Origin of the sequence: Chitinophaga sp. CC14, assembly GCF_048957795.1 — a bacterium.
Lineage (GTDB): Bacteria > Bacteroidota > Bacteroidia > Chitinophagales > Chitinophagaceae > Chitinophaga > Chitinophaga ginsengisegetis.
In genome coordinates, this window is sequence record NZ_JARBFY010000005.1 from 1507726 (window position 1) to 1530860 (window position 23135).

Below are 23135 nucleotides of genomic sequence, written 5' to 3' on the forward strand. Positions count from 1 at the left end.
ATCAGAACAGGAACCAGATCATAGCCACTGCCGCGGCAGTCATCAGCAATAGTGTAAGTCCGCCGAGGATATTCGACAACTTTGAATTGGTATACTCTTTCATAATCTTTTTATTGTTGCCGATATGCATGATCATCGCAATCAATACCGGCGCCGTAAGGCCATAGGCAATGGCGGTATACAACAGCGCTTTAATGGGGCTCACCCCGAGGAAATCGAGCGATAAACCCACGATCAGGGAAATGATAATAGATACATAAAACGGTTTGGCCTGGGAGAACTTCTTATCCAGCCCCGCCTGCCACCCTAGCGTTTCCGCGAGCATATACGACTGTGAACCCGCCAGCACCGGGATAGCCAGCAACCCCGTTCCTAATACGCCCGTTGCAAAAATCAGGTAAGTAAGTTTTCCTGCCAGTGGCTCCAGCGCTTTGGCGGCCTGATCTACGGTATCTATCTCTCTTACACCAGCCGGAAATAATACGCTGCCCGCAGTGAGGATGATGAAGAACATTACAATATTGGAAAACAACATCCCCGTGTTTACATCTGTCTTCATTTCACTCAACACCCTTTTATCCACCACAATCCCTTTGCCGTTATGCGCCTGGTCTTCCGCTTCCATAGTCGTTTGCCAGAAAAAGAGATACGGTGAAATAGTAGTACCCAGTATCGCAACGATGATAGAGAAGAAATCTTTGTTATATTGAATGGTGGGGATGAAAGTATGTTTTGCTATGTCACCCCAGTTTTGTTTTATCATAAAGGGCACTACGATATACAACAGCAGCGACATACAAAGCCACTTCAGGATCATGGCAATTTTTTCGTAGGAAAAACGGATGATCACAAACATCATCAGGGCGGTGATTCCCACACAAAAAACGGATACCGGTACTGCCGGGAAGATCATATGACATACCGCTCCCATGCCCTGGATATCCGCGCCTATGTTCAGCGTAATGGCCGGAAAACTGAATAACAGCATGATGTAAAGTACCGGCCTTGGATAATTCTTTTTTAAGGTAACCGTTAAGCCCTCGCAGGTAACGAGCCCGATGCGGGCGCACATGCCCTGGATAGCCGCCATCAGCGGGAAAGTGAGCAACGACGTCCATAAAGTGGCCAACCCGAACTGTGCGCCTGCCTGCGAATAGGTGGCAATACCGGACGGGTCGTCATCGCTGGCGCCGGTAATTAAGCCGGGACCCAGCTTTTTAAAAAACGAGATGGGTTTATTGGGGGAGTCCTGTTTATCCATGAACCTTGTCATTAATGGGTATATGGTAAGTTAATGGAATTCCGGGATATATAGCTTCCGGCGTCATCCATTGTTTTTGCCAATCATGATGATCTGATAATACTATTTATTTAATTGATGACTTCATCCGACCTTTGCCCAGTTATAAAACATTTTCATATGGTCATTAACCGCTTAGATCATTTGGTGCTGACAGTAAAAGATATATCAGCCACCTGTCGTTTTTATGAAACAGTACTGGGCATGGAAGTGATCACCTTTGGTGATGACCGTAAGGCACTGCGTTTCGGACACCAGAAAATAAACCTGCATGAAAAAGGCCGGGAAATAGATCCTAAAGCGCTTACTCCCACTATGGGATCGGCGGATCTGTGTTTCATTGCGGATACTGAAGTGGAAGAAATTTTAGTTGAATTAACCGCGCTGAAAATAAATATCCTGGAAGGCGGGATTGTAGAAAGAACCGGCGCTACCGGCAAGATCCGCTCCATCTACTTCAGGGATCCCGACGGCAACCTGTTGGAGGTAAGTAATTATATTTCAAAATAAACATTCCGGGTAATATTGTTTTTATGCAAAAAACGGTATATTTTTATGCCGCTAATGAGAATCATCCTGTTTTGTTTTCAGCTTTGACCCGCTGTAACCGGACATGGACCCTATAACCAAAATTTGAACATGCTATAACTGACTTGTTTTTGCTAATCACGACGCTTAATTATTTTATCTAAATCTGTACTGTAGGCCCAACGATTGTAGCATAGCCAACTACATACTGGTTTTTATTAACCTTTTACACAGCAGATGTTGCGATGGACCCCGGTCCGTCCAGAGGTGGTATTTCTATCAACAACAAAATCTTTAATAATGTTACAAGCCTTTATGGGCTTATCTATTCTGTATATATACTTTAAACCAAAATCTGTATAACTATGAATAAAGCAGGCGTCTGCGCCTTTCAAGACCCGATTACTTATTAGACCAAAATCTGACGCGTAGTCGCCTGCCCGCAACATTTTCTTATATATCTAAACCAAATTGAAACCGTATGAAAAAAGGTTTACTACTATGGCTTTTGCTGGCCATTGGTGTGGTGCATTCCTATGCCCAGACCCGAACGATTACTGGTAAGGTAACAGATGCACAGGACGGACAGGAGCTGCCCGGTGTATCTGTAATTATCAAAGGCACCAAAACAGGTGTTGTATCAGGCGCCGATGGTAGGTTTTCCATCCAGGCGGATGCCAATACCATCTTATTATTCTCTTTTGTTGGCTATGAAACGAAAGAAGAGAAACCCGGTAACCGCCAAAACATCACTGTTGCTTTATCCGGCAGCAACAGAGTACTAAGTGAAATACTTGTAACCGGTTATGGAGAACTGAAAAGAAAAGATGTGACTTCCTCCGTGAGTCATGTGTCAGCCGGACTTGTTAATAACCGCCCTGCCACCAGCTTCGACCAGGCGTTAACAGGCCGTGCTGCCGGTGTAAACATCAGCACCAACTCCGGTGTGCTGGGTGATAACGTAAACATCCGCATCAGGGGCGTTAACTCCATCACCAACAGCTCGCAGCCATTGGTAATAGTGGACGGTATCCCGGTGAACTCCCTCACTAACCTGAACGTTTTTAACAGTGGTAACGGTACCCGTTATAACCCGCTTGCAGACATCAATCCCAACGACATTGAATCGGTCGACGTGTTGAAAGATGCCGCTGCCAGTGCTTTGTACGGCTCCCGCGCGGCTGCCGGTGTAATTATCATTACTACCAAAAGAGGTAAAAACGGTACTATCAATGTAAACTATAACGGGTATGTGGGCGTGAGCAATGCGGTGAGATTACCTAAACTGCTGAATGGCGACGACTTCATTATTATCCAGAATGAAAAAGCAAAGAACGCCACTAAAACGGGTGGTGTTACTCCCATCCTCGCAAAAGATATTGATTTAAACGGTGATGGTAAACCAGACAGAACTGACTGGCTGGATGAAGTGTTCCGCACCGGCGTTATCCAGAATCACCAGTTATCACTTACCGGCGGTACAGAGAAAGCAAAATTCTATGCGTCCGGTGAATATGCTGATCAGCAGGGTATGGTGCTTGTGAACCGTTTACGCAGGGGTAGCATCCGTATGAACCTGGATGTTACGCCTAAAAAATGGCTGAAATCAGGTATCTCTTTATACAGTTCCAAATCACTGAACAACGGCGTATTGTCTGACGGATACCTCGCAGGCTCCACCTTCTCCGCTTACAACGCCATGCCAAATGTACCGGTGTATGACAAAAATGGCAACCTGTATATCAAGTCCAGCAACGGGGATCTGGCGGATGGTAATAACATCACTACCAATAAACTGAACCGCTTCTTCCACCCGCTGTCCAACTTACAATTCGGAAGAAATGATAATACTGCCACCCGCGTATTATCCAGCGCTTACGTGGAAATTGAGCCGATCGCCGGTTTGAAAATAACTTCCCGGTTTGGCGTTGACCTGGTACAGAACTTTGAAGACCAATACAGCGGCCCGTTACAGGCAGGTTTGGGATTGGGCAACAATGGCCTCGTACAGGAAAACCTCTTCAGACAGAACCTGTGGAACTGGTCTAACTTTGCCACCTACACGAAATCAATTAACAACCTGCATTTCATCAGCGCTACCATAGGTCAGGAATCCCAACATACAGAACAGAAACAATTATACACCGGACAGGGTAACCTGGCAGATTCTTATTTTAAAGAAATCTATGACGGTTTATTTGCCGGTTCTGATAACAGCTATACCGGTGGCGGCAGGGTTGCCAACTCGTTTGAGTCTTACTTCGGTAAAGTAGGTTATAACTACGGATCGAAATACTATTTTGATGCAACCCTGAGAGCGGATGCTTATTCCGACTTTGGTTCCAATAACCGTCGTGGTTATTTCCCTGGTGTATCTGTAGGATGGAGAATTTCTGAAGAAGGCTTCTTTAAAGATAATATTTCTGTGATCAACGACCTGAAGTTCAGGGCCAGCTATGGTATGGTGGGTAACTCCAACATCCGGGCATACGCATTCCGTTCCCTGTATGGCGGCGGACAGTATGGTGATGTCAACGGATTTGGCGTTGCACAGATCGGTGACCCTAACCTCCAATGGGAAAAATCAAAGAAACTGGATATAGGCGTGGACGTTACCCTGCTGAAAAACAGGATCACTTTTGTGGCAGATTACTTCCACAGTAATATCGACCACCTGATCCTGGATGCGCCTATACTGGCTACCGTTGGTACTCCCTGGGATCCTGTTACCGGTGCGGTGGGTTCTATCCTCACTACCAACATTGGTACCATGTGGAACAAAGGACTGGAACTGACCTTAAATACCCAGAACATTTCCACCAGGGACTTTACCTGGAATTCCAGCATCAACTTCACCATTATTAAAAACAGGGTGACTGCTACTGCCGACGGATCTGATATCATCAAAGGAAACAACCGGGTTAGCGTTGGCAAAACCCTCGGCGTGTTTAAACTCATCGAATGGGGTGGCGTAAACCCGGATAATGGTAATCCAATGTACTACAACGCCAAAGGCGAACTGGTGATGTACAATTTAGATCCCAATGTACCTACTGCCAGAAAATGGACCTCTCCTGACGGCACCAAACCAATGAGCGCTGTTACTGCCTCTGATGCGCAATACCAGGAAAAATCCGGCTACCCTACCTGGTATGGCGGTTTCAATAACACCTTCAGCTACAAAGGCATTGACCTGAGCATCCTGCTGCAATACAGCGGTGGCAACTATGTATACAATTCTACCAGGGCTGCCCTGATGAGCAACTATTTCCAGAACAACCTGGAAGATATCAAAAACAGATGGACTCCTGAAAATAAAAACACGGATGTTCCCAAACTGGTACTCTCCGATGCTCCAACCAACCAGGCATCTACCCGCTGGATGGAAAAAGGCGATTTCCTGAGAGCGCGTGAAATCAGCCTCGGTTATACTTTCCCTGGTATCAAAGAAAAAATCGGTTTGAACAGCCTGCGTTTATATGCCCTCGTGCAGAATGCCTTTATCATTACCAAATATAAAGGCGCCGATCCTGAAATCAATACCAACCGTGACAGCAATATCAACTACGGAACAGATAACAGGGGTATGCCTTTACCAAGAATATTCATGCTGGGCTTAAATGTTGGATTCTAATTGTTAGCGATTAAAAAACTGAATTATGGAATTAAAATATAAACCGAACTCCCGGAAAAAAACAAGCATTGGTTTGGCCATCGGCGCAGTAGCGATCGCATCTACGATGCTGTTTTCCTGCTCCAAAGTAAATGACCAGATCCCCTTTTCCAAACTAACGCCGGAAGAAGCATTCAGCACACCGGAAAGGATTGAAAAGTCGGCCATTGGTATGTATGATGCCCTGCAGAATGGAGAGTTCCTGGGTGGCCGCGTACTGATCTATTCGGACGTAAGATCGGTGGATGTAAATATCTCCTCCTACTTTGGCAACGTACCTACCTTCAATATGCTTTCCAACAACGTGTATGCGTTCAACTGCTGGTCAGGTGGATACCGGACTATTTTTGAAAGCAATTATTTTTCACAGAACCTCAAGGATCATGAAAGCGTAGTTGGCGCAGAAGTGGCAGCAGGCTATTACGCAGAGGCCAAATTTATCCGTGCGCTCACGTACTTCTTCCTGGTAAATACCTACGCACAAACCTATACTTTCCAACCAGATGCCGGGCATATGGGCGTACCCCTGATACTTACTGCTGCAAAGGATGGTGGTGAAGCCATTGATCCGAAGAATAAAGTTCCCCGCAACACCGTGAAGGAAGTGTATGACCAGATGATCAAAGACCTCACTGAAGCCGCAGCCGTATTGCCTGTAAGCACCGGGGATGATTACAATGACCGCAGCCGTGCCACCAAAGGCGCCGCCCATGCACTGCTGTCCCGGATCTACCTGTATGAAGGCAACTGGGCCAAAGCCCGTGACTATGCAGATAGCGTGCTCCTGTCGTCCTATGGATATGACCTGGATGCCACTCCTGCTGATGTATGGTCTTCAGGAAACTACCAGGCTTCCCTGGAACGCATTTTTTCTGTAGCCATGAGCTCCGGCGACAACCCCAATACCAATAACGCCATCGGCCAGCATTACGGCAGTTCAGGCAGGGGAGATATCACCATCAGCCAGACCTACCTGACGCTCCCCAATTTCGATCGTTTCACCGATCTGCGTGCGAAACCACTGTTTACTTATGCCATCAGTGGCGGCGATACCACCGCCTTTTATACCAAGAAGTTTTTTGGCGCCAGCACCGTAGATGCCTGGGTACCTGTTGTACGTCTGGCAGAAATTATGCTCACCAAGGCAGAAGCATTAGCCAGGTTAACGCCAGGTGTTGCCAACCCGGAAGCCATCACCCTGCTGAATGCCATCAGAACAAGAGCGAAGGCAAAAGTACTGGCGCCGCTCACACAGGCGGCACTGATCAATGATATCCTTACCGAACGCCGAATAGAACTGGCTTTCGAAGGGCATGGCGAATTCGACTTCCTGAGAACACACCGTGCCATTCCCGCGCACGGCGGTATTGACGCACAGGAGTGGAATGACGATGCGGTTGTTTTCCCGCTGCCAAATGCAGAAGTGGAACGTAATCCAAACATGAAACAGAATCCTGGTTACTAAGCTGCAACGCTTATTCATAACAAAGGGGCTGACCAGTAATCTGGTCAGCCCCTTTTCTTCTTTCTAAAAAAATTATTGCAGGATAATTTTCCTTACTGCTTTCCCAAACCGTTCTACTACATAAATATTTCCTTCTTTATCTGTACAAATGCCATTGATGTTGTTGTAAGTAGCCTGGTTTAATGTTCCGTCATCGTTTCCTGCTACAGGATTGCTGCCACCTTTCCAACCGGTGATCCGCGTTACCTGGTCGTTGGCGATTAACCGGATGGCATTGTTATCTGCCACATATATTTCGCCGGTTACCGTATTGCGGGCCAGGCCGGTAATGCCACTGAACTGCGCCCCGGTAAGCGATCCATCGTTATAGCCGAACTGGTTGCCGGCATACAGCATTTTAACGCCGCCTGCAATTTTAGAAACAAACGGGTTGTCCCAGTCGCCACCGAAAAACAAAGCTCCACTGTTATCCACTACCATTGTACCCGGTGCACTCTGGTATACACTTGGCGCCAGCGCACTGGCATTGCCGGCACCATCGAGGCGGTATACACCGGAGTATTGCGCGCCTATGTAAACTGTACCATTTTTATCAATACCCAAACCAATGGGCGTAAATGATACACGGGCGATTGTTGTTACAGCACCGGCCGGTGTAATTTTGCGGATGCTTCTATTGTTCTGATCACATACATAGAGGTTATCCTGCGCATCCATTACGCAGGCTACCGGGTAATTGAATGCCGCGGCCGTTCCGTCGCCATCTGCATTCCCGGTGGAGCCATCTGTTTTCCCTGCGAAAATGCTCACGGTTCCGGTGGTGGTTACCTTCTTTATCACGTTCAGATCAAGTACGAATATATTGCCGCGGGAATCTACTGCTACACCTTTCGGTTCGGTAAAAACAGTTTGCGACGGACCACCCACAATGGTGATCACGCCTGCCCTGCGGAATACCGGACCTGTGGCATCCAGTGCGCCCACTTTTACTTTCAGCGCGCCGGTGCTTACCCCAACGGGCACCATTACACGAAGCGTGCTGTCGGTGGCTGTAGTTACCGGTACCACCACCCCATTAAAGCTAACAATGTTCTCCGCCGCATTGGCGCTGAAACCGAGTCCTTTCACGATCACCTCCGTACCTGCGAGACCGTTATCCGGTATCAGCTGTAAAATGCCCAGCGACTGCTCTTTAAACAACGGTCCTTCTGTTTGCTGTCCGTTTACAACGAGCTGCATTTTCCCGGCGCCTGCTCCGGCGGGTACTTTTACGCTTATACTTTTATCGGCAGCTGCAGTAACAACGGCGGTGTGCCCGTTGAAGGACACCGTTACCTCATCGGTGAAGGTGCTGAAGTAATCACCTGCGATGTCCACTGTAGCGCCAGCCGGCGCGCTCAATGGCGTTACCGTTCTGATCACTGGTTTGGGCAGCACGGTAAATACCTGGCCAATTGTTTTCTGCCCGTTGATGCTTACTGCTACCGGTCCTGTAGCTACACCTTCCGGCGCTGTTACCACCAGCTTACCGGCGGTGGCGCTTATTACCGTAGCTGCTTTACCATTAAAGGTTACGCTGTTGCCGGTAGCCAGCGTATTAAAGCCTTCCCCGTTAATGGTTACCGCCGTACCGCTACCACCCTTCAGCGGCTTGATGCTGCTGATAAACTGGAACGTAAAATCGGGGCCACTCACTTCTTTTCCATCTACCATTACCACGACCTTACCGGTACCTGCGCCTTCCGGCACAGCTGCTACCAGCAATGTATCAGACGCACCGGTGATCAGCGCTTCCTTTCCGTTGATGGTTACCTTTGCCGGTGCTTCCATGCTGCTGAAGCCCGCGCCGCGGATAGAAATATTCGTACCTGCGGGACCGTTAGCCGGACTGATACCATGTAAACTCAAAGCCTGGTAAGTGTAGGTACCCAGTTCCATTTTACGGTCGCCGGATTTTACGGAAAGCGGACCGGTACTGCCATTGTCCGGCGCCAGTACTATCAGCACAGAATCGCGTGCATCCAGTACCCTGGCCTCCGTGCCATTAAAGCTTACCAGTACTTCTTTATTAAGTCCTTGCCCCTGCAGGGTAACAATGGTACCTGCATTTCCACTATTGGGCCAGAACGTTTTTACATTCATGGCCACCGTGTTATTATCTCTATCTTTCTTGCAGCCTGCTGCCAGTAACAACATTACCGACAGCAGGTATAAAGCATATTTCATTGTCAGATGATTAACATTGATTAAAAAGAGTACCGTAATCCCAGCTGCACCTGTGCCCTGGAGTTGAGGAAATCAACTGAGTATGGCTTGCCCGGGTTTTCGAAGGTATACACCGGGTATCCGCCCGGGTTTTGCCCTGCCGGGAATACCGGTGTTAAGCCGGTGCTGGCAGTGGAGTTAAATGTATTGGGAGAGAAATATACCTTGCCCCAGTTGCTGTTGACCAGGTGCGTTAAATTCACTACGTCTGCAGTAAAAGTGATGAACTGCTTTCCGCCGAAATGATACTCCTGTGCAAAGTGCAGATCGGCCTGCACATTCCACGGCGTGCGGCCGGCATTACGCTCTGTGAACTGCCCGCGGCGGCTGCGCAGGTATTTATCCCCATCTATATAAGCATTAAAAGCAGCCGCCTGCTGTTCCGCAGAAATACCTTTATCGCGGAAATAGTTGATCGCTTCATCCACATAAGGAATGTACAATAAGCTCACCTGCTGTGGTAATCCCTGGATGCTGTTGTTCACCACACCATAGGTAAACGGGCTGCCGGATTGCGCAGTAGCAAATATTGTAATGGTACTCACCCAGCTGTTGCTCCATGCTTTATGATAAGTAACGTTGCCGACTATACGGTGACGTACATCAAAGTTGGACCATGCCAATCCCGGGTTGTTGGGACTCAGCGCCTGGTTCAGCTGCCAGTTGCTTTCCATAGAGTTGCGGATACCGTTGGAGATATCTTTGGAACCTCCATAAGTATAAGCCAGTGACGCCTGGATACCCGAAGGGAAGCTGCGGTTCACGCTACCGGTAAAGCTGTAGCGGTAGCCTTTCTTTGTATTGCTTAACAGGTAGGCGTTGGAAAAATGCGGATCTGTGGTGCCGCTGTAAATGGGTTGCTGCCGGTCTTTATCATAAGGGTAATATTTCGGATCATCCTTGATGTTCACCTGCTGAAACAGCACATCCTTCAGTGTTTTGGTGTACATCGCTTCCACCGTGTATTTAAATCCTGCCGGGCTCACATAATCCAATCCTACGCTGCTACGCCATACCTGCGGCATCACGAAGTTATTGTCAATCACATCTACCTGTGTTTTACCTGCGTTCCGGTTATTCATCTGTGCGCCGTTCTGCTCAATGAACTGTGCAATACCGTTGGGATTTGGTTGCAGCGGATCGCTGCCGGGTACAAATACTTTTGTATCTGCCTTCTGATCAAAGGAGCCGTAGTTGATGCCATTATTATAATATGCGTAGGCGATCCAGGCGAAAGGAATACGGCCGGTGAACAGCCCGGTACCACCACGGAGGATAAGGCTTTGATCGTTTTTCCAGTCGTAGCGGAAGCCGAGCCGTGGCGACAGTTGCACTTTACCCAGGTAACCGTTGTTGATGCGGTTAAGCGGCGTATAGGCGTAGGTGTTACCAAAGGAGCCATCGGTGTATGCGTTCTGTGTTTTATCGCTCAGTGCAGGTTTCTCCGGCAGCCAGGTATAATCGGCGCGTATACCGGGGATCACTTTCAGTTTGTCTGTTACCTGTATTTCATCCTGTGCGTATACGCTGTGCATGTTTACATTAAACTGTGCTTCCGGATGTGCGAGGATATATTCGCGGCTGTTGTTGGTATAGTTGTAACTACCGCGAACGCGGTAAGGATTGTTGTTCAGGTAATCTTCAATGCTGAGGTAATCCACTCTCCCGTTCCAGCTGTTAACAAAGCCATAGTCGATATGATACAGTTCATTGTGCGTACCAAGTAACACGGTATGTTTTCCTTTTCTGAAGGTAAGGTTATCAGAGATTTCGATGGTACGTTGTTTCATATCAAAGATGCTCGCCTCACGATCGGTACCGAGGTAGATGGTGGTACCGGGTGTGCGGCCGGCGATCTGCACCTGTGGCAGTGATGGATCTGAACCGGGGTTACGCTTGTCGTGTACCACGCTGAAACCGGCGATGAAGCTGTTGGACCAGCGGTTGTTGAACCTCGACTTTATTTCCATCACGGTAGAACTCTGGTTATTTACCTGTTGATAGGCCATGCTGCTGAACCGGAAATCCTGTTGATCCCGGTCCATGTTCATAGCTTTCGACAGAATGGTATTATTGCGGAAGGAGAGCTGGTGTTTATCGTTGATGTTCCAATCGATGCGGTTAAAGAATTTCTGCGAGCGGGAGTACGCCGTATAATTACCGGCGGTACCCGGATCGAAGGCGTTGCCATAGCGGCTCAGCGTTGCGTTGCGGATATCGTCTGCATCTTTCACGCTGAGGATCTGCGCCGTTTCCGGTTGACCAACCAGCAGCTGCGCAGGATCCTGGCGGGAGGTTATTTCTTCATTGGTAAAAAAGAACAGTTTATTTTTTATGATAGGGAATCCGATCCGGGCACCTGCCTGGTAATCATAGAAGTCGCTGTTCATTTTGCCGTTGGGGCCTTTGCCGGTGAGCGCAGCGTTACGGCCAAAGCCATACACCGAGCCGGTTACCGTATTGGTACCACTGCGTGTAACAGCATTGATACTACCGCCGGTGAAGTTCCCGATCTTCACATCGAAGGGGGCCAGGTATACCTGCATGTCTTCAATAGCATCCAGCGATACCGCGTTGGTGCGGGTACTGGAGCCGGGCATACCGGAGCTGCCGGTGATGCCTCCTGCGGAGGGGCTGAAGCCAATAGCATCGTTATTAATGGCGCCATCGATGGTTACGTTGTTGTAGCGGAAGTTGGTACCGGCAAAGGAATTATCGCGGCTGCTCTGCGGAACCATTTTGGTCATGTCCTGCAGGCTGCGCGAGATGGTGGGCATGTTTGCCAGTTGTGTGCGGTTGATGTTTTGCCCTGCGCCGGTGGTATTGGCGGAAGCGGCTTTTTTTGTGCCTTTGATGGTTACCGCAGCAAGATCTTTACCGGCAACAGCCATTACCACGTTGAGTTGCAGGGGTTCACCGAGGCGAACGTTCAGTTGCTCCCTTTTCTGCGGCTGCATGCCCATCATGGTAATGCTTACGGAGTAAGGGCCGCCGATACGCAGGCCCGGCAAATAGTAGCGGCCATCGGCGGTGGTGATTACGCCATACTTTGTACCGGAGGGCTCATGTATGGCCAGTACGGTAACACCAATAAGCGGTTCATTTTTATCGTTGGTGATCTTTCCGCTCAGCGTACCGTTTGTTTCCTGCGCATATGACAGGCGGCTGGTTGCCAGCAGCACGGTGAGCAAATAAGCTATGTATAAAATTTTCTTCATCACTACTGATTTTCTTTTAATACCTGGTCTATGATGTGGAGTACCCCGTTGCCGGCCATGAGATTTTCTCTTTTCACCTCTGCCGGTACTTTGTTGCCGGCTCCCTTTATGGTGATGCCTATGTATTTCACACCTGTATCATCTTTTACGAGTGAAATGCCTACGTTATTACCGTTTTGCATCGCTTGTTCCGTTTGATCGGAATTGCCGGTGGTAAGGATATAATCGTAGATAAACTTCCGGCCTGCAAACAGGTGGTATTCCAACAGATCGCGTAATGTTTTTGCATCTGTTTTATTGATACTGTCTACAGAAGGAAAGCCTGCGTTGCGGAATGCCGAATTGGAAGGCGCAAAAAAAGTATAGGTGGCACTACCGGAGATCAGCGTTTTCATACCTGCCTGTTGCAATGCTACGTTTAGAAAAGTAAGACTGGTATCTGTAGCAATCGCATCTGACAGCGTTTGATATACCAATGGTTGCAACACATTATCAAGTACCTGTATCATACCGTTACTGGCGGGCAGGTTGTACGCGAGGACGGGGCTGCCATTAATCGTCAGTACGGTATCTTCGCCTTTGATCCAGTGTGTAACAAACATTTTTGCGCCGGTAATCGCCGATATTTCCTGATTAAACTGATAAGGCAGTTTATTCAACTCCCAGGTACCGTTTATAATGTGATAGGACACCAGGTTATTGAGAATGACTGCACTTTGGGTTAGTACCTGTTGGTTAGTTGCATACCCGGCTTTTGCAAATGCGTTGTTATCCGGCACCATCACCGTATAAGGCCCTGCTTGCGCCAGCATGTTACGGTAACCGGTTCTGCCCAAAGCGGTATTAAAGGAAGAGAAGTTAAATTTATTATCGTCGATGATGTAGGTGAGGCGATTGATTTCATCCGGACCTGCTGTGTTATCTTTATCCTTTGTACAGGCTGACAATAAGAGTATCAGCAAACCTGTATAAGTGAATTTTTTCATTTGGCTGCTTTTAAAAATTATTGTTTAAAGAGATCTCCTACTTCGTGAACAACACCATTGATCACTCTTATATCCCTGCTCTTTAAACTGATGTAAGGATAGTTGGTGCCTATTCTTCTGACGCCGGGCTGGCCGTTGTTGTTAATAAACGATAAACTGATTTGTGTTGGCGGGGTGTTATAAGGCTGTCCTTTAAAAAGCACTAGTCCACTGAGTTGGGCAGCATTCAGCGTAAGGTCGTTGCTAAAGAAAACCGGTCCTACGCGGGCCTCTATTCCAGTCAGCTGGGAGGCGTTGGCTATTTCCGGTCCGCATGCCATCAGAATGGAATCCATAGCAGTTACCGGCTGTTGCCAATACATATTTTCATCATAGCCGGGAGAAGGCAACGGCCAGGAACGGAGGCAGTATTGCAGGATATCATCTGCATTATGAAAACCATTTTTTATAAACGCATCGTTGTTGGGTGCGAACAGGGTGAACTGTGCCAGCGATGATGATGATTTCAGCAGCGGCAGTGAACTATTCATCCAGACGGACTGGTACAGGCTATCGTTGACAAGTAATGCAGCTACATACAGGCTGAAACGCGGCTGGCTTTGCAGGTATTCCCACATGGATTGTTGTGGTTTGCTGATCAGGTGATCAATGGGATATATTACGCCGTTGGTACCTTCCAGTTGTTGTCCCCATTTGCTGAGGGCCACACCATTGACCATCAGGCTATCGCCGGATTTTGCCAGGAACTGGAAATCTACATAATCATTGTACCAGTTTTCCCTGTCGGCGAAAGAACGGGATGACAGTGTTGCTGCCGGCGTACTGCCTTTTACGGCGGTAATATTTTCCGGCAACAGGCGGGCGGGCATTATGTAGTAGGATAATAATTCATCCAATACGGTCGCATCTGCCGCCTTTATTTTTTCCAGTGTCCAGCCGGCTTCGTCAAAAGCTTTATCGGTGGGTACAATGAGGGTATAAAAGCCTGCGCCATCCTGGTTTACTTTCTGATCCATACCCGAGCGCTGCCATGCTTCACGGAAACGGGCAAACGAAGAAACAGCCAGTTGTTGTTGCCATGTTTTATCCGGACCTGATTCATGCGGCACAGGTTCACCTACCGGCTCCGGTTCTATGTCCTGTTTGCTGCAGGCCGCAAAAGCCAGGAGCAGTAATAAGAGCAAAGATATTTTTGATGTCATCTGTTTCGTTTTTATTGCTTCATTAAATCCGGGTTCAGGAAAAGGTCATCTATTACATGTACGATGCCGTTGCTACATTTATGATCTGCATTTGCGAGACCGTTCAGGTAGTTTACATTGGAGGGGCCGTCCTCGTTCGGGTACCAGTCGGCCGCTTTCTTTTTCAAAACACTTATAAAAGAAATTTCCTGACCGTAATAACTATTATACGAATACCCGAGTGCAATGCCATACCCTCCTGCTTTGATGGCTCCCTCACCCAGTGTAGCACTACCTGCAAGCAGATAACCATCTGTAGAAAAGACGTGCATAGGTCTCATTTCTACCGGGTAAATAGCAAAGGTGATGGCCTTATAATCAGCAGGATTCATGCTGGCAATCTTTTCTGCTGTGAGTCCGTATTTCAGGAAGGCGCTATTGGCCGGTGCGAAAACCGTTAATGGTTTATTTGTTTTAAGACCGTCCCATAAATTGAATTGTTTCATGGCAGCAGCAAATAAAGTTAAGCTGGTATCTGCGGCGATATAGTCCTGTACGGTGCCCCGGGTGAGCTTCAGCGGCTTGGCAAGGATATGCAGCACCCCATTGGCCAAAGCGATATTTCTTTTACTTTCCTTGAGGATCAGCGCACCATTTACAAACATGTCCAGGTCTGGCGAGATAGTGGCTGCTTTCAGGGTAGATACATATATTTCGTCTCCGGAAAGGGTAAGATACCTGTTATCTATTTGCTGTGGGAAGGTGGTGGTAAAGTAGCGGTTACGGATCATATGATAACGGAGCATAGACCGCAGACTATCCACCTCCATTTTATCGACATCTCCCGGACCTGTAATACCCATTTTATTGAATGCCGCATTATCCGGCGCAAAAAAGGTAAAGGGGCCGCCCTGATTCAGCGTATCCAGCAGGCCTGTTCTTTTCAGGGCAGCAGTTAAGATGCTCAGGTCATAATTATTTTCAATAAATGCGCCCATTGCGCGCGGCGTGGTTGTTCTGTCAATGGGCGGAATGAGATTATCTTTCCGGCAGCCCGTTATGAGCGCCAGCAGCAGCGATACTGCCATGAACTGTTTTATGATAGAAATATTCAGCATATCGAAATAATAAAGACGTTAATAAACCGGCGGTGCAAACTTGCGCTGGATGGTAGTTACATACATCCTGCGGTTGATATACTCCACCGTATTGACCGTAGCAAATGACCGGGGATTATTGGTACCGGAATGGATACTCACTACCAGCCCTGTACGCAGATCACATTTTATCTTGAAAGGCAGATAGGCATTTCTGCCGGATTCGCCATAATCGCCCATGATCACGGCAGCATAAACACCTACCGGTATAAAAGCCGGGTAGCCCAGGTTTTCCGGGGTAAAACCGGGGGCGTAAAATCCAAACTGCTGGCTCATGTTGCCTGTGAAGATTTTATTGCTGCTGGTATCCGCAAATAAAGGGAAGCTGTAGTAAGGCGTTACTTTAGGTTCCAGGGAATAAATGATCTGTCCTACCGGTATGCCTTTGTAACCCGGCAGCGCCACGGGAGCGCCATTTGCCGCCAGTTTATTGAGCGAGTAGTAAACGTTCATGGTGTCGCTTAGCTTGGTGTTGGACAGGTCCTCATTTGGCACTGCATCGGGCGCTTTCGTATAAAAATTGGCTGCGCTGAGGTTATAGAAGTTTACATATACCATAGAATCAGCGAAGGGTTGTTTCGGAAATGTTTCCTTACGCAGGTACATAAACGGTTGCTGGCTGGTATATTCTTTTATCAATGCATGCATCGTATATACTTCCCCCGCACTCAGGTCTATCGTGGTATCAATCAACGTAACACCCCGTTCCATTTTATCCAGTTCAAAGTAGGGTGTGTTGTTCAGCGGCCGGGTACGGAAAACAATATGATGCTTACCTGAAGGCACCTGCGCCCAGCTCGAAAGATCATATCCATTCACGATGGGAGCTGCCAGCACTCTTTTAGTACCCGGATATTCTTTTTGCCACAGTACATTACTGGCGGCATCGGGATAGGGTCTTGCCCAGTCGCTGCGCCGCTCCAGGAAGTCGCCTGTGATAGCAGCGCTGACAGGTACCCCGGCATCATCCATTACGGGATCTACCAGGAAGGTGAGAAATGGTTGCGGCGCATCTTTGTTATCAAGATTGGTAGTAAATTCAAGGCAGTTGAATACCCGCAGGTAGGCGGGATTATCCAATACCACATAGTCCGTTTTGCGGCAGCTGCTGAAGAACAGTGCGGCCAGTAGTAGTGGCAGTAAAAAGTATTTATTATTCATAAGACTACTCAATTGTTATGTTTCACAATAATCATCCGGGCTTTTTCTGTAGCATTGGCGGCGGTGCTACCCAGCAGCACTACGGTATATATGCCTGGTTCGCTCTGTGGTAATTCCGGTGTTTTATATAATTCCGGGCGGGCAATAAAATCACGGCTTTTCAGCGGCGTGATATTGCGCAGCCAATCGCCGGGGGCAATACCGGGCCTGGAGGCGTAGGCCATTACCGGTTGCGAAAAATTGACCATCTGCATCACATAGGGAAGATCGGTTACTGCTTTTGCGAAATAAATATGTTGATATGCCAATGCGGAAACCGCACTAAATGGTTGTCCGTTACCCTGTGTAAAAGTGACCTCTTCCAGGTCCGGGCAGAAATTCATGAAGCGGATCCAGAAAGGATACACAGCTTTCAGTATACTGTAGGTACCATCATCCGTAGCAGTACCGTCATAGTATTTTCCACTGAGGTTATTGGCGGAAAAAGTAATTGCGGCGCTGCCATCTTTACGGGTATACAGCCAGGCTGTAAAATTATCAGCGGGTTGCATGGCGAGATTACTTTCGGCCAATACCTGGCCGTTTTCATCCAGTGCTTTTACTATATGCGTACCCGTTATATACCGACTGTAGGTGGTTTGTTGGGTAAAGGCTAATGTACTGCCCATCGGCTGCCCGTCTACCTGCCAGGTAATCTTTTTCCCTGCGGCTACATTCACACCCTGTAAACGGGCGTAAGTGATATTCAACGGTTCAGGAATATCTGCAATAATACGGAAGGTGTTATTTTCTGATTTGTAGGTTTCCCCGTTAGGGTTACCGGTTGGGATGTTGGCCTCGTAGGTACTTGATACTACGATGGTATAAATACCTCCGGGCTGAAATGTTTTCAGTGGTGCGTAGGTAAGCCAGGTATCTTTATTACCGCCGATGCCGGGTGTACCGTTTATATCCATCAGGGTGCCGGTAGCCGGGTTGAAAAGATTATAAATGGTTCCGCCGGCCGGGACTTCTTTTCCTTCGTTATTCAATACTTTGAACTGGTAGGTACCATAGGGTATTTCCACATAATCAGAATATTTGCCGGGAGCAATGTTGCTGAGACCCGGCACTCCGGTGCCGTCGGCCAGCGTAAGCGACATAGGCCCGGTGCGGAAAATACCCGGAGGAATACTTCCGGCAATGGTGGAACTGAGATTCAGCAAACGGACCTTAAATACAGCCGGATCTGCCGCCGGTGATATACCCCGTGGGATCACGAATAAAGAGTCCTGAAAACCGTCCGGATTGGGTCTGAAACGTACAAAGTAATAATCGTTCGGATGCGCATCATCCTCTTTTGCGCGGAAGGGCCGGGGGGCTGGCACCGCATTTTTAACAGACAGACTGCTGAACAGGATACTATCTACCCAGCCGCTGGCTTTCACCTGCTCCCGGGGAATACTATATGTTAACCCTAAACGGCCTGTTTCCGGGAAATATGCAGTACCGCGTGTTTCATTAAGGCCATAATTTCCTTCTTTATCGGGCTGCAGGTAGCTGGTGAGGCGTTGTCCGTTCACCGACAATTCCGTGGCGCCTACCAGGTTAACCACGCGGATGCCGGAGGCGCTCACCGGGTATTGCACCACGCGGTTATCATAGCTGTAGTCGAGCTTTTTGCTGCAGGCGTTCATCATTACCGCCACCGCTATGAGTATATAAGTAATTTTCATTTTCATCATTCAAATTTTTACAGGTTAAAAGTCAATCCCAGCATAAATTCTGTTCCGCGGTAAAAACTTCTGCGTACATATTTCTTTCCGTAAAAATTCCCTCCTGTACCTGGGTTGGCGTATACTTCTTCCACTGGCCTGTCGAGTATATTTTTTGCATATCCTTTTAAGGTGAGGCGTTTCAGCAATTTTTGCGAGCCCACGAAATCCAGTACGGGATTAGGCCGGGAGTAGAGATCCGGCGTACCATCGAGGTTTACCTGGATGAGGCGCTCTCCTACCATGTTAAAAGTGGCCGTGAAATCGGTGCCTGATTTCGTGTTGTTGTAGTTCAGGAATACATTCACGGAATACGGCGCCTGTTCAAACAGCGGGCTGTTGGCCGGTGCGCGGCGATCAATAGCACGGGAAGATTCCAGGCGCTCTTTTGTTTTTTTGATTTCACTTTGCGCCAGCAGCAGGTTAGATCCCAGGAAAAGGTTTTTCATGGGCGCCCACAGCAGACCGAGGTTTTTTACCACTTCCAGCTCTATTCCATACACGCGTCCTTTGTTGGGATCGTTCTGAAACTCTATCGCAGGGAATTCGGGGAACCGAGCTTCCAGTCCGGACGAATTTTGTTTAAACACCTTTGTTAACTGGTTATCTATCTCCTTATAAAAAACCGAAGCAGACAATACCTCACCCGGTGCGGGGAACCATTCCCAGCGGAAATCGTAGTTAGTGGTTTGCTGGTTTTTCAGGTTGGGATTACCTACCACCAATGCAAACTGGAAAGGGTCAAAATCAAATACGTTGGTGAGTTCCCTCAGCTCCGGCCGGGCCAGCGTAGTGTTGTAGCCCAACCGGAAGTTCATATTCTTATTCAGTGTATAGGTAAGGTTAGCAGAGTAGTAAGGTTCGTAATCTGTTTTGTAGATAGAATTTGGTTCGGTATATACCAGGTTTATTTTGTTACCGCCGGCATCTGTAGCAGTAATAGAGGGATCCAGGAATACATTGGATGTATCTACTGCGGCTTGTATATCCGTCATTTCAAACCGTACCCCACCGGTGAGGCGCAGCTGTTCTGTCAGATGCAGGTCCAGCATACCATAAAACGCGCGGGTTTCATAGTAGCCTTTATAGTTATTGGGCGACTTCTGGATGTTGTACAGGAATCCGCCACTGCGGGGGGCGCCTTCTTCATTATAGGAAGCAGGCGGACGGATACCAATACGATCGTAACCTACCAGCTGATCCAGCTGACCATTTACTTCATACAGCGGCAGTGCGCCGCCGGCAGAATAATTGGAACCCGGAAGATAGAGTACATTCTCTGAAAAACGCCTTCTCCGGTGCAGGTAGTTCACACCTGTTTTAAACTCCTGTTTTTTACCGAGGACTTTAAAAGGCAGTGTGATATCCGCTTTATAGTTGTAATTATTTTCCTTTAACTGGCGGAAACGGCGTCCGTTGGGATCAGCCTGGATGATACCGTAGGGGCCATATCCGTTTACATAACCTGATACCAGGGAATACAAGCCAGGTGAAGCCACAATGGGCGGTGTAGTGCCCGGTATATCTATTGCGCCGGGATGGCTGGTACCGCCATTTACGCGATAGTCCGCCAGGTTTACAAAGCGATAGTCCGGATCATCCTGCGCCGACGAAGAGGTAGCGAGGTTGTAGCTCAGCTTTGGCGCGTATTCTTTTTTTGTGAACTTATGCTCGCCCTGGAGGTTGAAGGTGTTGAGTGTGCGATAGCTTTGGCGTAAGGAATACACGAGGTTATACACCTTGCCTGGCAGGCCGGTATATTCGTAGGCGCCGTGCAGGTTGCTGGCGCGTGTTTCCGCACCACGGCTACCCAGGTACTGCATACTTATTTCGTGCTGAGGGCTGAAGCGGTAGGTGAGTCCACCCAAAAATCCATAGTTGAGTGTTTGTGTGCCGGTGTTTTCCTTATAATTTAAATACTTCCCAAGATTGATGTTGTTGGGGGTAATGTAGTTAGGGATTACACGGGGACTGTACAATGCGCTGTTGCCTGTTAACACGCCCTGGTATACGCTGTATTGGGTGAGCTGGCCGTCGTAAATATCGTTGGTGCGGTTATAATAATTGGCGCCGGCTATTAATCCTACCTGGTGTTTCTTAAATACCGTATAGCTGTTACCGTAAGTAACTGCATAGATCTGGTTCAGCGGCGCCGATTTATACTTTGTGGTGAGCACGGGATCAAAGCCGTGCATGATACCGCTGATGCGGTTTGCTTCTGCCAGCAGGGCCGGATCGTTGCGGCTGTTGGCGATTTTGCGCTGGATATCGCCCAGGCCGTTGGGGTACTGGTTGGACAGCTCCCGGAATTCCGGCGACAATCCTTTTGATTTTACCTTTTGCCCGAGAAAGCCCATGTCGCTGTTATAGAAGCTGTTCACTTTGCTGCCGGTTTGCGAGTTCATGCCGGTTTGCGCCGTGATGGTGAGCATTTCCCTGTCGGGCACCGACTTTGTTTTGAGCTCCACGATACCGGCAGCGGCATCGGCAGGTTTATCGGAGGTAGTGGTTTTGTAGATGGTGATATTGTCCAGCAGGCCGGCAGGCACCAGGTCCAGCGGAATAGCGCTCCTGTCGGGATCGGAAGAGGCCAGGCGGATGCCATTGAGCTGCCCGATCACGGAGCGGTCGCCGAGGCCGCGGATGGCTACATACTTATCGTCGGTAACCGTTACGCCCGATACACGTTGCAGGGCCTGGGTAGTGGTAATGCTGGCTGTTTTTTCGATGTTTTGTGCAGAGATCCCGTCGGAGATCATGGCGGAGTTTTTACGGTCGTTCAGCAGCATTACTTCCGTGTTGGAGCGGCGGCGGGCATCTACCGTTACGCCGCTCAGTGTTTTGCTGTCTGGTTTCAGTTGCACCGATAACACCGGCGCGCTGCCGGCTTTGATCATTTTGGTAGCGTAGCCTACATAATAGATCACCAGTACATCGGTGGTATCTTTTACTTCCACCGAAAAGCGGCCGGATTCATCGGCCATCACTACACTGCCGGTACTTTGCGCCATGATTTCCGCGCGGGCGATGGGGCTGTTTTTTGTTGCGTCTGTCACCATCCCGCTGATGGTGCGTTTCCGGGGTGCTGTTGATTGTTTGATAATGATTTTTCGTACTACTACCTTCCTGCCATCTACCGCTTCAAATTCCAACCCGGTATTTTGTAATAACCAGGTGATCACTTCCGCTACGGTTTTATTATTGAGATCGGCCGTATATTTTTTTTCCACCGCCTTCATATCGGCAGGATTGTAGAAGAAGGTAATGCCGCCCTTCTGCTGCACTGTCATGAAACATTTTGCGATGGGCTCATTCCTGAAACTGATGCTGATCTTTTTCTGCAGGAAGCTTTCCTGTGCCATTGCCGGCAAAGTAAAGCATAGCAGGACCCACATACATCCGTGTAAAATTTTTTCCTTCATTCGTTTGCGATTTAAAAAAAGAAGATCCGTTACCAGCAGCTGTAGGCCGATGGTTGTTAGCATTCCCGTTATGTTTGATGCTACTTAATTACGATGATGCCGTTTTTGTTTTTGTGAATAGTTAGCCGGTACGACAGGGATATCACTTTCAGGATATCGTTCATGGTGTCGGTTTCCTCGAATGCGCCGGTGAATTTCAGGTCGCTGATAGCCGGCGTGGTTTTTATTTTTACGCCGTACAGCGATTCTATTTCCCTGAAAACATCGTTCAGCGCCGATTCATTGAACAACAGCTTTTTGCTGGTCCACCCGGTGTTTACTTCCGCTTGTTTATAGATATAGATGGTTTCCTTGTCGTATACGAGCTCCTCATTTTCCGTGAGCTGCTGTACCGCCGCCCCGGCGGTAACCGCTACCCTACCCGTTTTCACGCTTACCTTTGGCTTTTCGATACCACTACTATCGGCCACCACGAAGCTGGTGCCCAATACCTTTACGCTTAAATGCGGGCCGGTGATGATGAAAGGCTCGGTTTGCGGCGTGACCTCGAAGAATGCTTCCCCGTTTACTGTGATGTTTCTTTGTTTGCCGCGGAAGTATTGGGGATAAATAAGCGTGGTACCTCCGTTGAGAATAGCTACCGAGCTATCCGGCAGGATTACCTTTTTTACCTGGTACTTAAGGGCCGTAATGCTTTGCATGGGAACAGGATCCAGCCAGTTCTGCAACGCCAGCCGGTAGGTATAGGTAGCCCCGGTGGCTATGAGGATTAAGGCCGTAGCCGCATACCGCCATACCCTGATGCGTGGCGGTGCGATTTCCCTTTTCAGGTTATTCCACACCTCAAGGCGCTGCTCTTCCACATCAGCAGGCACCTGTTTTTCCTCCCAGGCTTTATCGAGGTAGGTGTTCAGCAACGTAGCTTCCCTGTGGGTGGCATTGCCCGACAGGTAATTACTGACCAATCTTTTAAACTGTGTGATATTCATCCGGAACATTCTTCTATAGATATGTTCCTTTAGCGG

The 23135-nt window shown here is 48.4% G+C and carries 13 protein-coding genes; 3 read left to right on the forward strand and 10 right to left on the reverse strand.

Annotation, left to right across the window (positions count from 1 at the left end):
- Position 1: 1 nt before the first annotated feature.
- Positions 2-1261 carry an NRAMP family divalent metal transporter gene (locus tag PV783_RS25650; protein ID WP_420990124.1) on the reverse strand — a complete coding sequence of 420 codons (1260 nt, stop codon included), beginning with the start codon at positions 1259-1261 and terminating at the stop codon, positions 2-4.
- 159 nt (positions 1262-1420) lie between these two features.
- Here PV783_RS25650 and PV783_RS25655 point away from each other — a divergent pair, with 159 nt between their 5' ends.
- The 3 genes from PV783_RS25655 (at position 1421) to PV783_RS25665 (ending at position 6966) form a co-directional block, all read left to right on the forward strand.
- Positions 1421-1810 carry a VOC family protein gene (locus PV783_RS25655; protein ID WP_420990125.1) on the forward strand — a complete coding sequence of 130 codons (390 nt, stop codon included), beginning with the start codon at positions 1421-1423 and terminating at the stop codon, positions 1808-1810.
- A gap of 499 nt (positions 1811-2309) precedes the next feature.
- Positions 2310-5462 (forward strand): SusC/RagA family TonB-linked outer membrane protein, encoded by a 3153-nt coding sequence (locus tag PV783_RS25660; RefSeq protein WP_420990126.1) that lies wholly within the window; start codon positions 2310-2312, stop codon positions 5460-5462.
- Between the two features lie 25 nt (positions 5463-5487).
- A complete protein-coding gene (locus tag PV783_RS25665; protein ID WP_420990127.1) occupies positions 5488-6966 on the forward strand; it encodes a RagB/SusD family nutrient uptake outer membrane protein in 1479 nt (492 codons plus the stop codon).
- Positions 6967-7038: 72 nt separating this feature from the next.
- Here PV783_RS25665 and PV783_RS25670 read toward each other — a convergent pair whose 3' ends face one another.
- From PV783_RS25670 to PV783_RS25710, 9 genes are all read right to left on the reverse strand, one after another.
- Positions 7039-9192 (reverse strand): IPT/TIG domain-containing protein, encoded by a 2154-nt coding sequence (locus PV783_RS25670; protein WP_420990128.1) that lies wholly within the window; start codon positions 9190-9192, stop codon positions 7039-7041.
- Between the two features lie 20 nt (positions 9193-9212).
- A complete protein-coding gene (locus PV783_RS25675; RefSeq protein WP_420990129.1) occupies positions 9213-12449 on the reverse strand; it encodes a TonB-dependent receptor in 3237 nt (1078 codons plus the stop codon).
- Positions 12450-12451: 2 nt separating this feature from the next.
- The gene (locus PV783_RS25680) at positions 12452-13435 is read right to left on the reverse strand and encodes a fasciclin domain-containing protein (RefSeq protein ID WP_420990130.1); all 984 of its coding nucleotides are present in this window, start codon (positions 13433-13435) and stop codon (positions 12452-12454) included.
- 17 nt (positions 13436-13452) lie between these two features.
- Positions 13453-14637, reverse strand: a complete 1185-nt coding sequence (locus PV783_RS25685) for a fasciclin domain-containing protein (RefSeq protein ID WP_420990131.1) — start codon at positions 14635-14637, stop codon at positions 13453-13455.
- Positions 14638-14648: 11 nt separating this feature from the next.
- Positions 14649-15734, reverse strand: a complete 1086-nt coding sequence (locus PV783_RS25690) for a fasciclin domain-containing protein (protein WP_420990132.1) — start codon at positions 15732-15734, stop codon at positions 14649-14651.
- 18 nt (positions 15735-15752) lie between these two features.
- Positions 15753-16934: a hypothetical protein gene (locus PV783_RS25695; RefSeq protein WP_420990133.1), complete on the reverse strand. Its 1182-nt coding sequence runs from the start codon at positions 16932-16934 to the stop codon at positions 15753-15755.
- Between the two features lie 8 nt (positions 16935-16942).
- Entirely contained in the window at positions 16943-18655 is a 1713-nt protein-coding gene (locus PV783_RS25700) for a hypothetical protein (RefSeq protein ID WP_420990134.1), read from the reverse strand.
- Between the two features lie 11 nt (positions 18656-18666).
- Entirely contained in the window at positions 18667-22110 is a 3444-nt protein-coding gene (locus tag PV783_RS25705) for a TonB-dependent receptor domain-containing protein (RefSeq protein WP_420990135.1), read from the reverse strand.
- A gap of 80 nt (positions 22111-22190) precedes the next feature.
- Positions 22191-23099: a FecR family protein gene (locus tag PV783_RS25710; RefSeq protein WP_420990136.1), complete on the reverse strand. Its 909-nt coding sequence runs from the start codon at positions 23097-23099 to the stop codon at positions 22191-22193.
- Positions 23100-23135: the final 36 nt, after the last annotated feature.

Coding starts and splice junctions, on each gene's coding strand:
- PV783_RS25650 (WP_420990124.1), bottom strand. CDS start 1,261: ATGGATAAACAGGACTCCCCCAATAAACCCATCTCGTTTTTTAAAAAG.
- PV783_RS25655 (WP_420990125.1), top strand. CDS start 1,421: ATGGTCATTAACCGCTTAGATCATTTGGTGCTGACAGTAAAAGATATA.
- PV783_RS25660 (WP_420990126.1), top strand. CDS start 2,310: ATGAAAAAAGGTTTACTACTATGGCTTTTGCTGGCCATTGGTGTGGTG.
- PV783_RS25665 (WP_420990127.1), top strand. CDS start 5,488: ATGGAATTAAAATATAAACCGAACTCCCGGAAAAAAACAAGCATTGGT.
- PV783_RS25670 (WP_420990128.1), bottom strand. CDS start 9,192: ATGAAATATGCTTTATACCTGCTGTCGGTAATGTTGTTACTGGCAGCA.
- PV783_RS25675 (WP_420990129.1), bottom strand. CDS start 12,449: ATGAAGAAAATTTTATACATAGCTTATTTGCTCACCGTGCTGCTGGCA.
- PV783_RS25680 (WP_420990130.1), bottom strand. CDS start 13,435: ATGAAAAAATTCACTTATACAGGTTTGCTGATACTCTTATTGTCAGCC.
- PV783_RS25685 (WP_420990131.1), bottom strand. CDS start 14,637: ATGACATCAAAAATATCTTTGCTCTTATTACTGCTCCTGGCTTTTGCG.
- PV783_RS25690 (WP_420990132.1), bottom strand. CDS start 15,734: ATGCTGAATATTTCTATCATAAAACAGTTCATGGCAGTATCGCTGCTG.
- PV783_RS25695 (WP_420990133.1), bottom strand. CDS start 16,934: ATGAATAATAAATACTTTTTACTGCCACTACTACTGGCCGCACTGTTC.
- PV783_RS25700 (WP_420990134.1), bottom strand. CDS start 18,655: ATGAAAATGAAAATTACTTATATACTCATAGCGGTGGCGGTAATGATG.
- PV783_RS25705 (WP_420990135.1), bottom strand. CDS start 22,110: ATGAAGGAAAAAATTTTACACGGATGTATGTGGGTCCTGCTATGCTTT.
- PV783_RS25710 (WP_420990136.1), bottom strand. CDS start 23,099: ATGAATATCACACAGTTTAAAAGATTGGTCAGTAATTACCTGTCGGGC.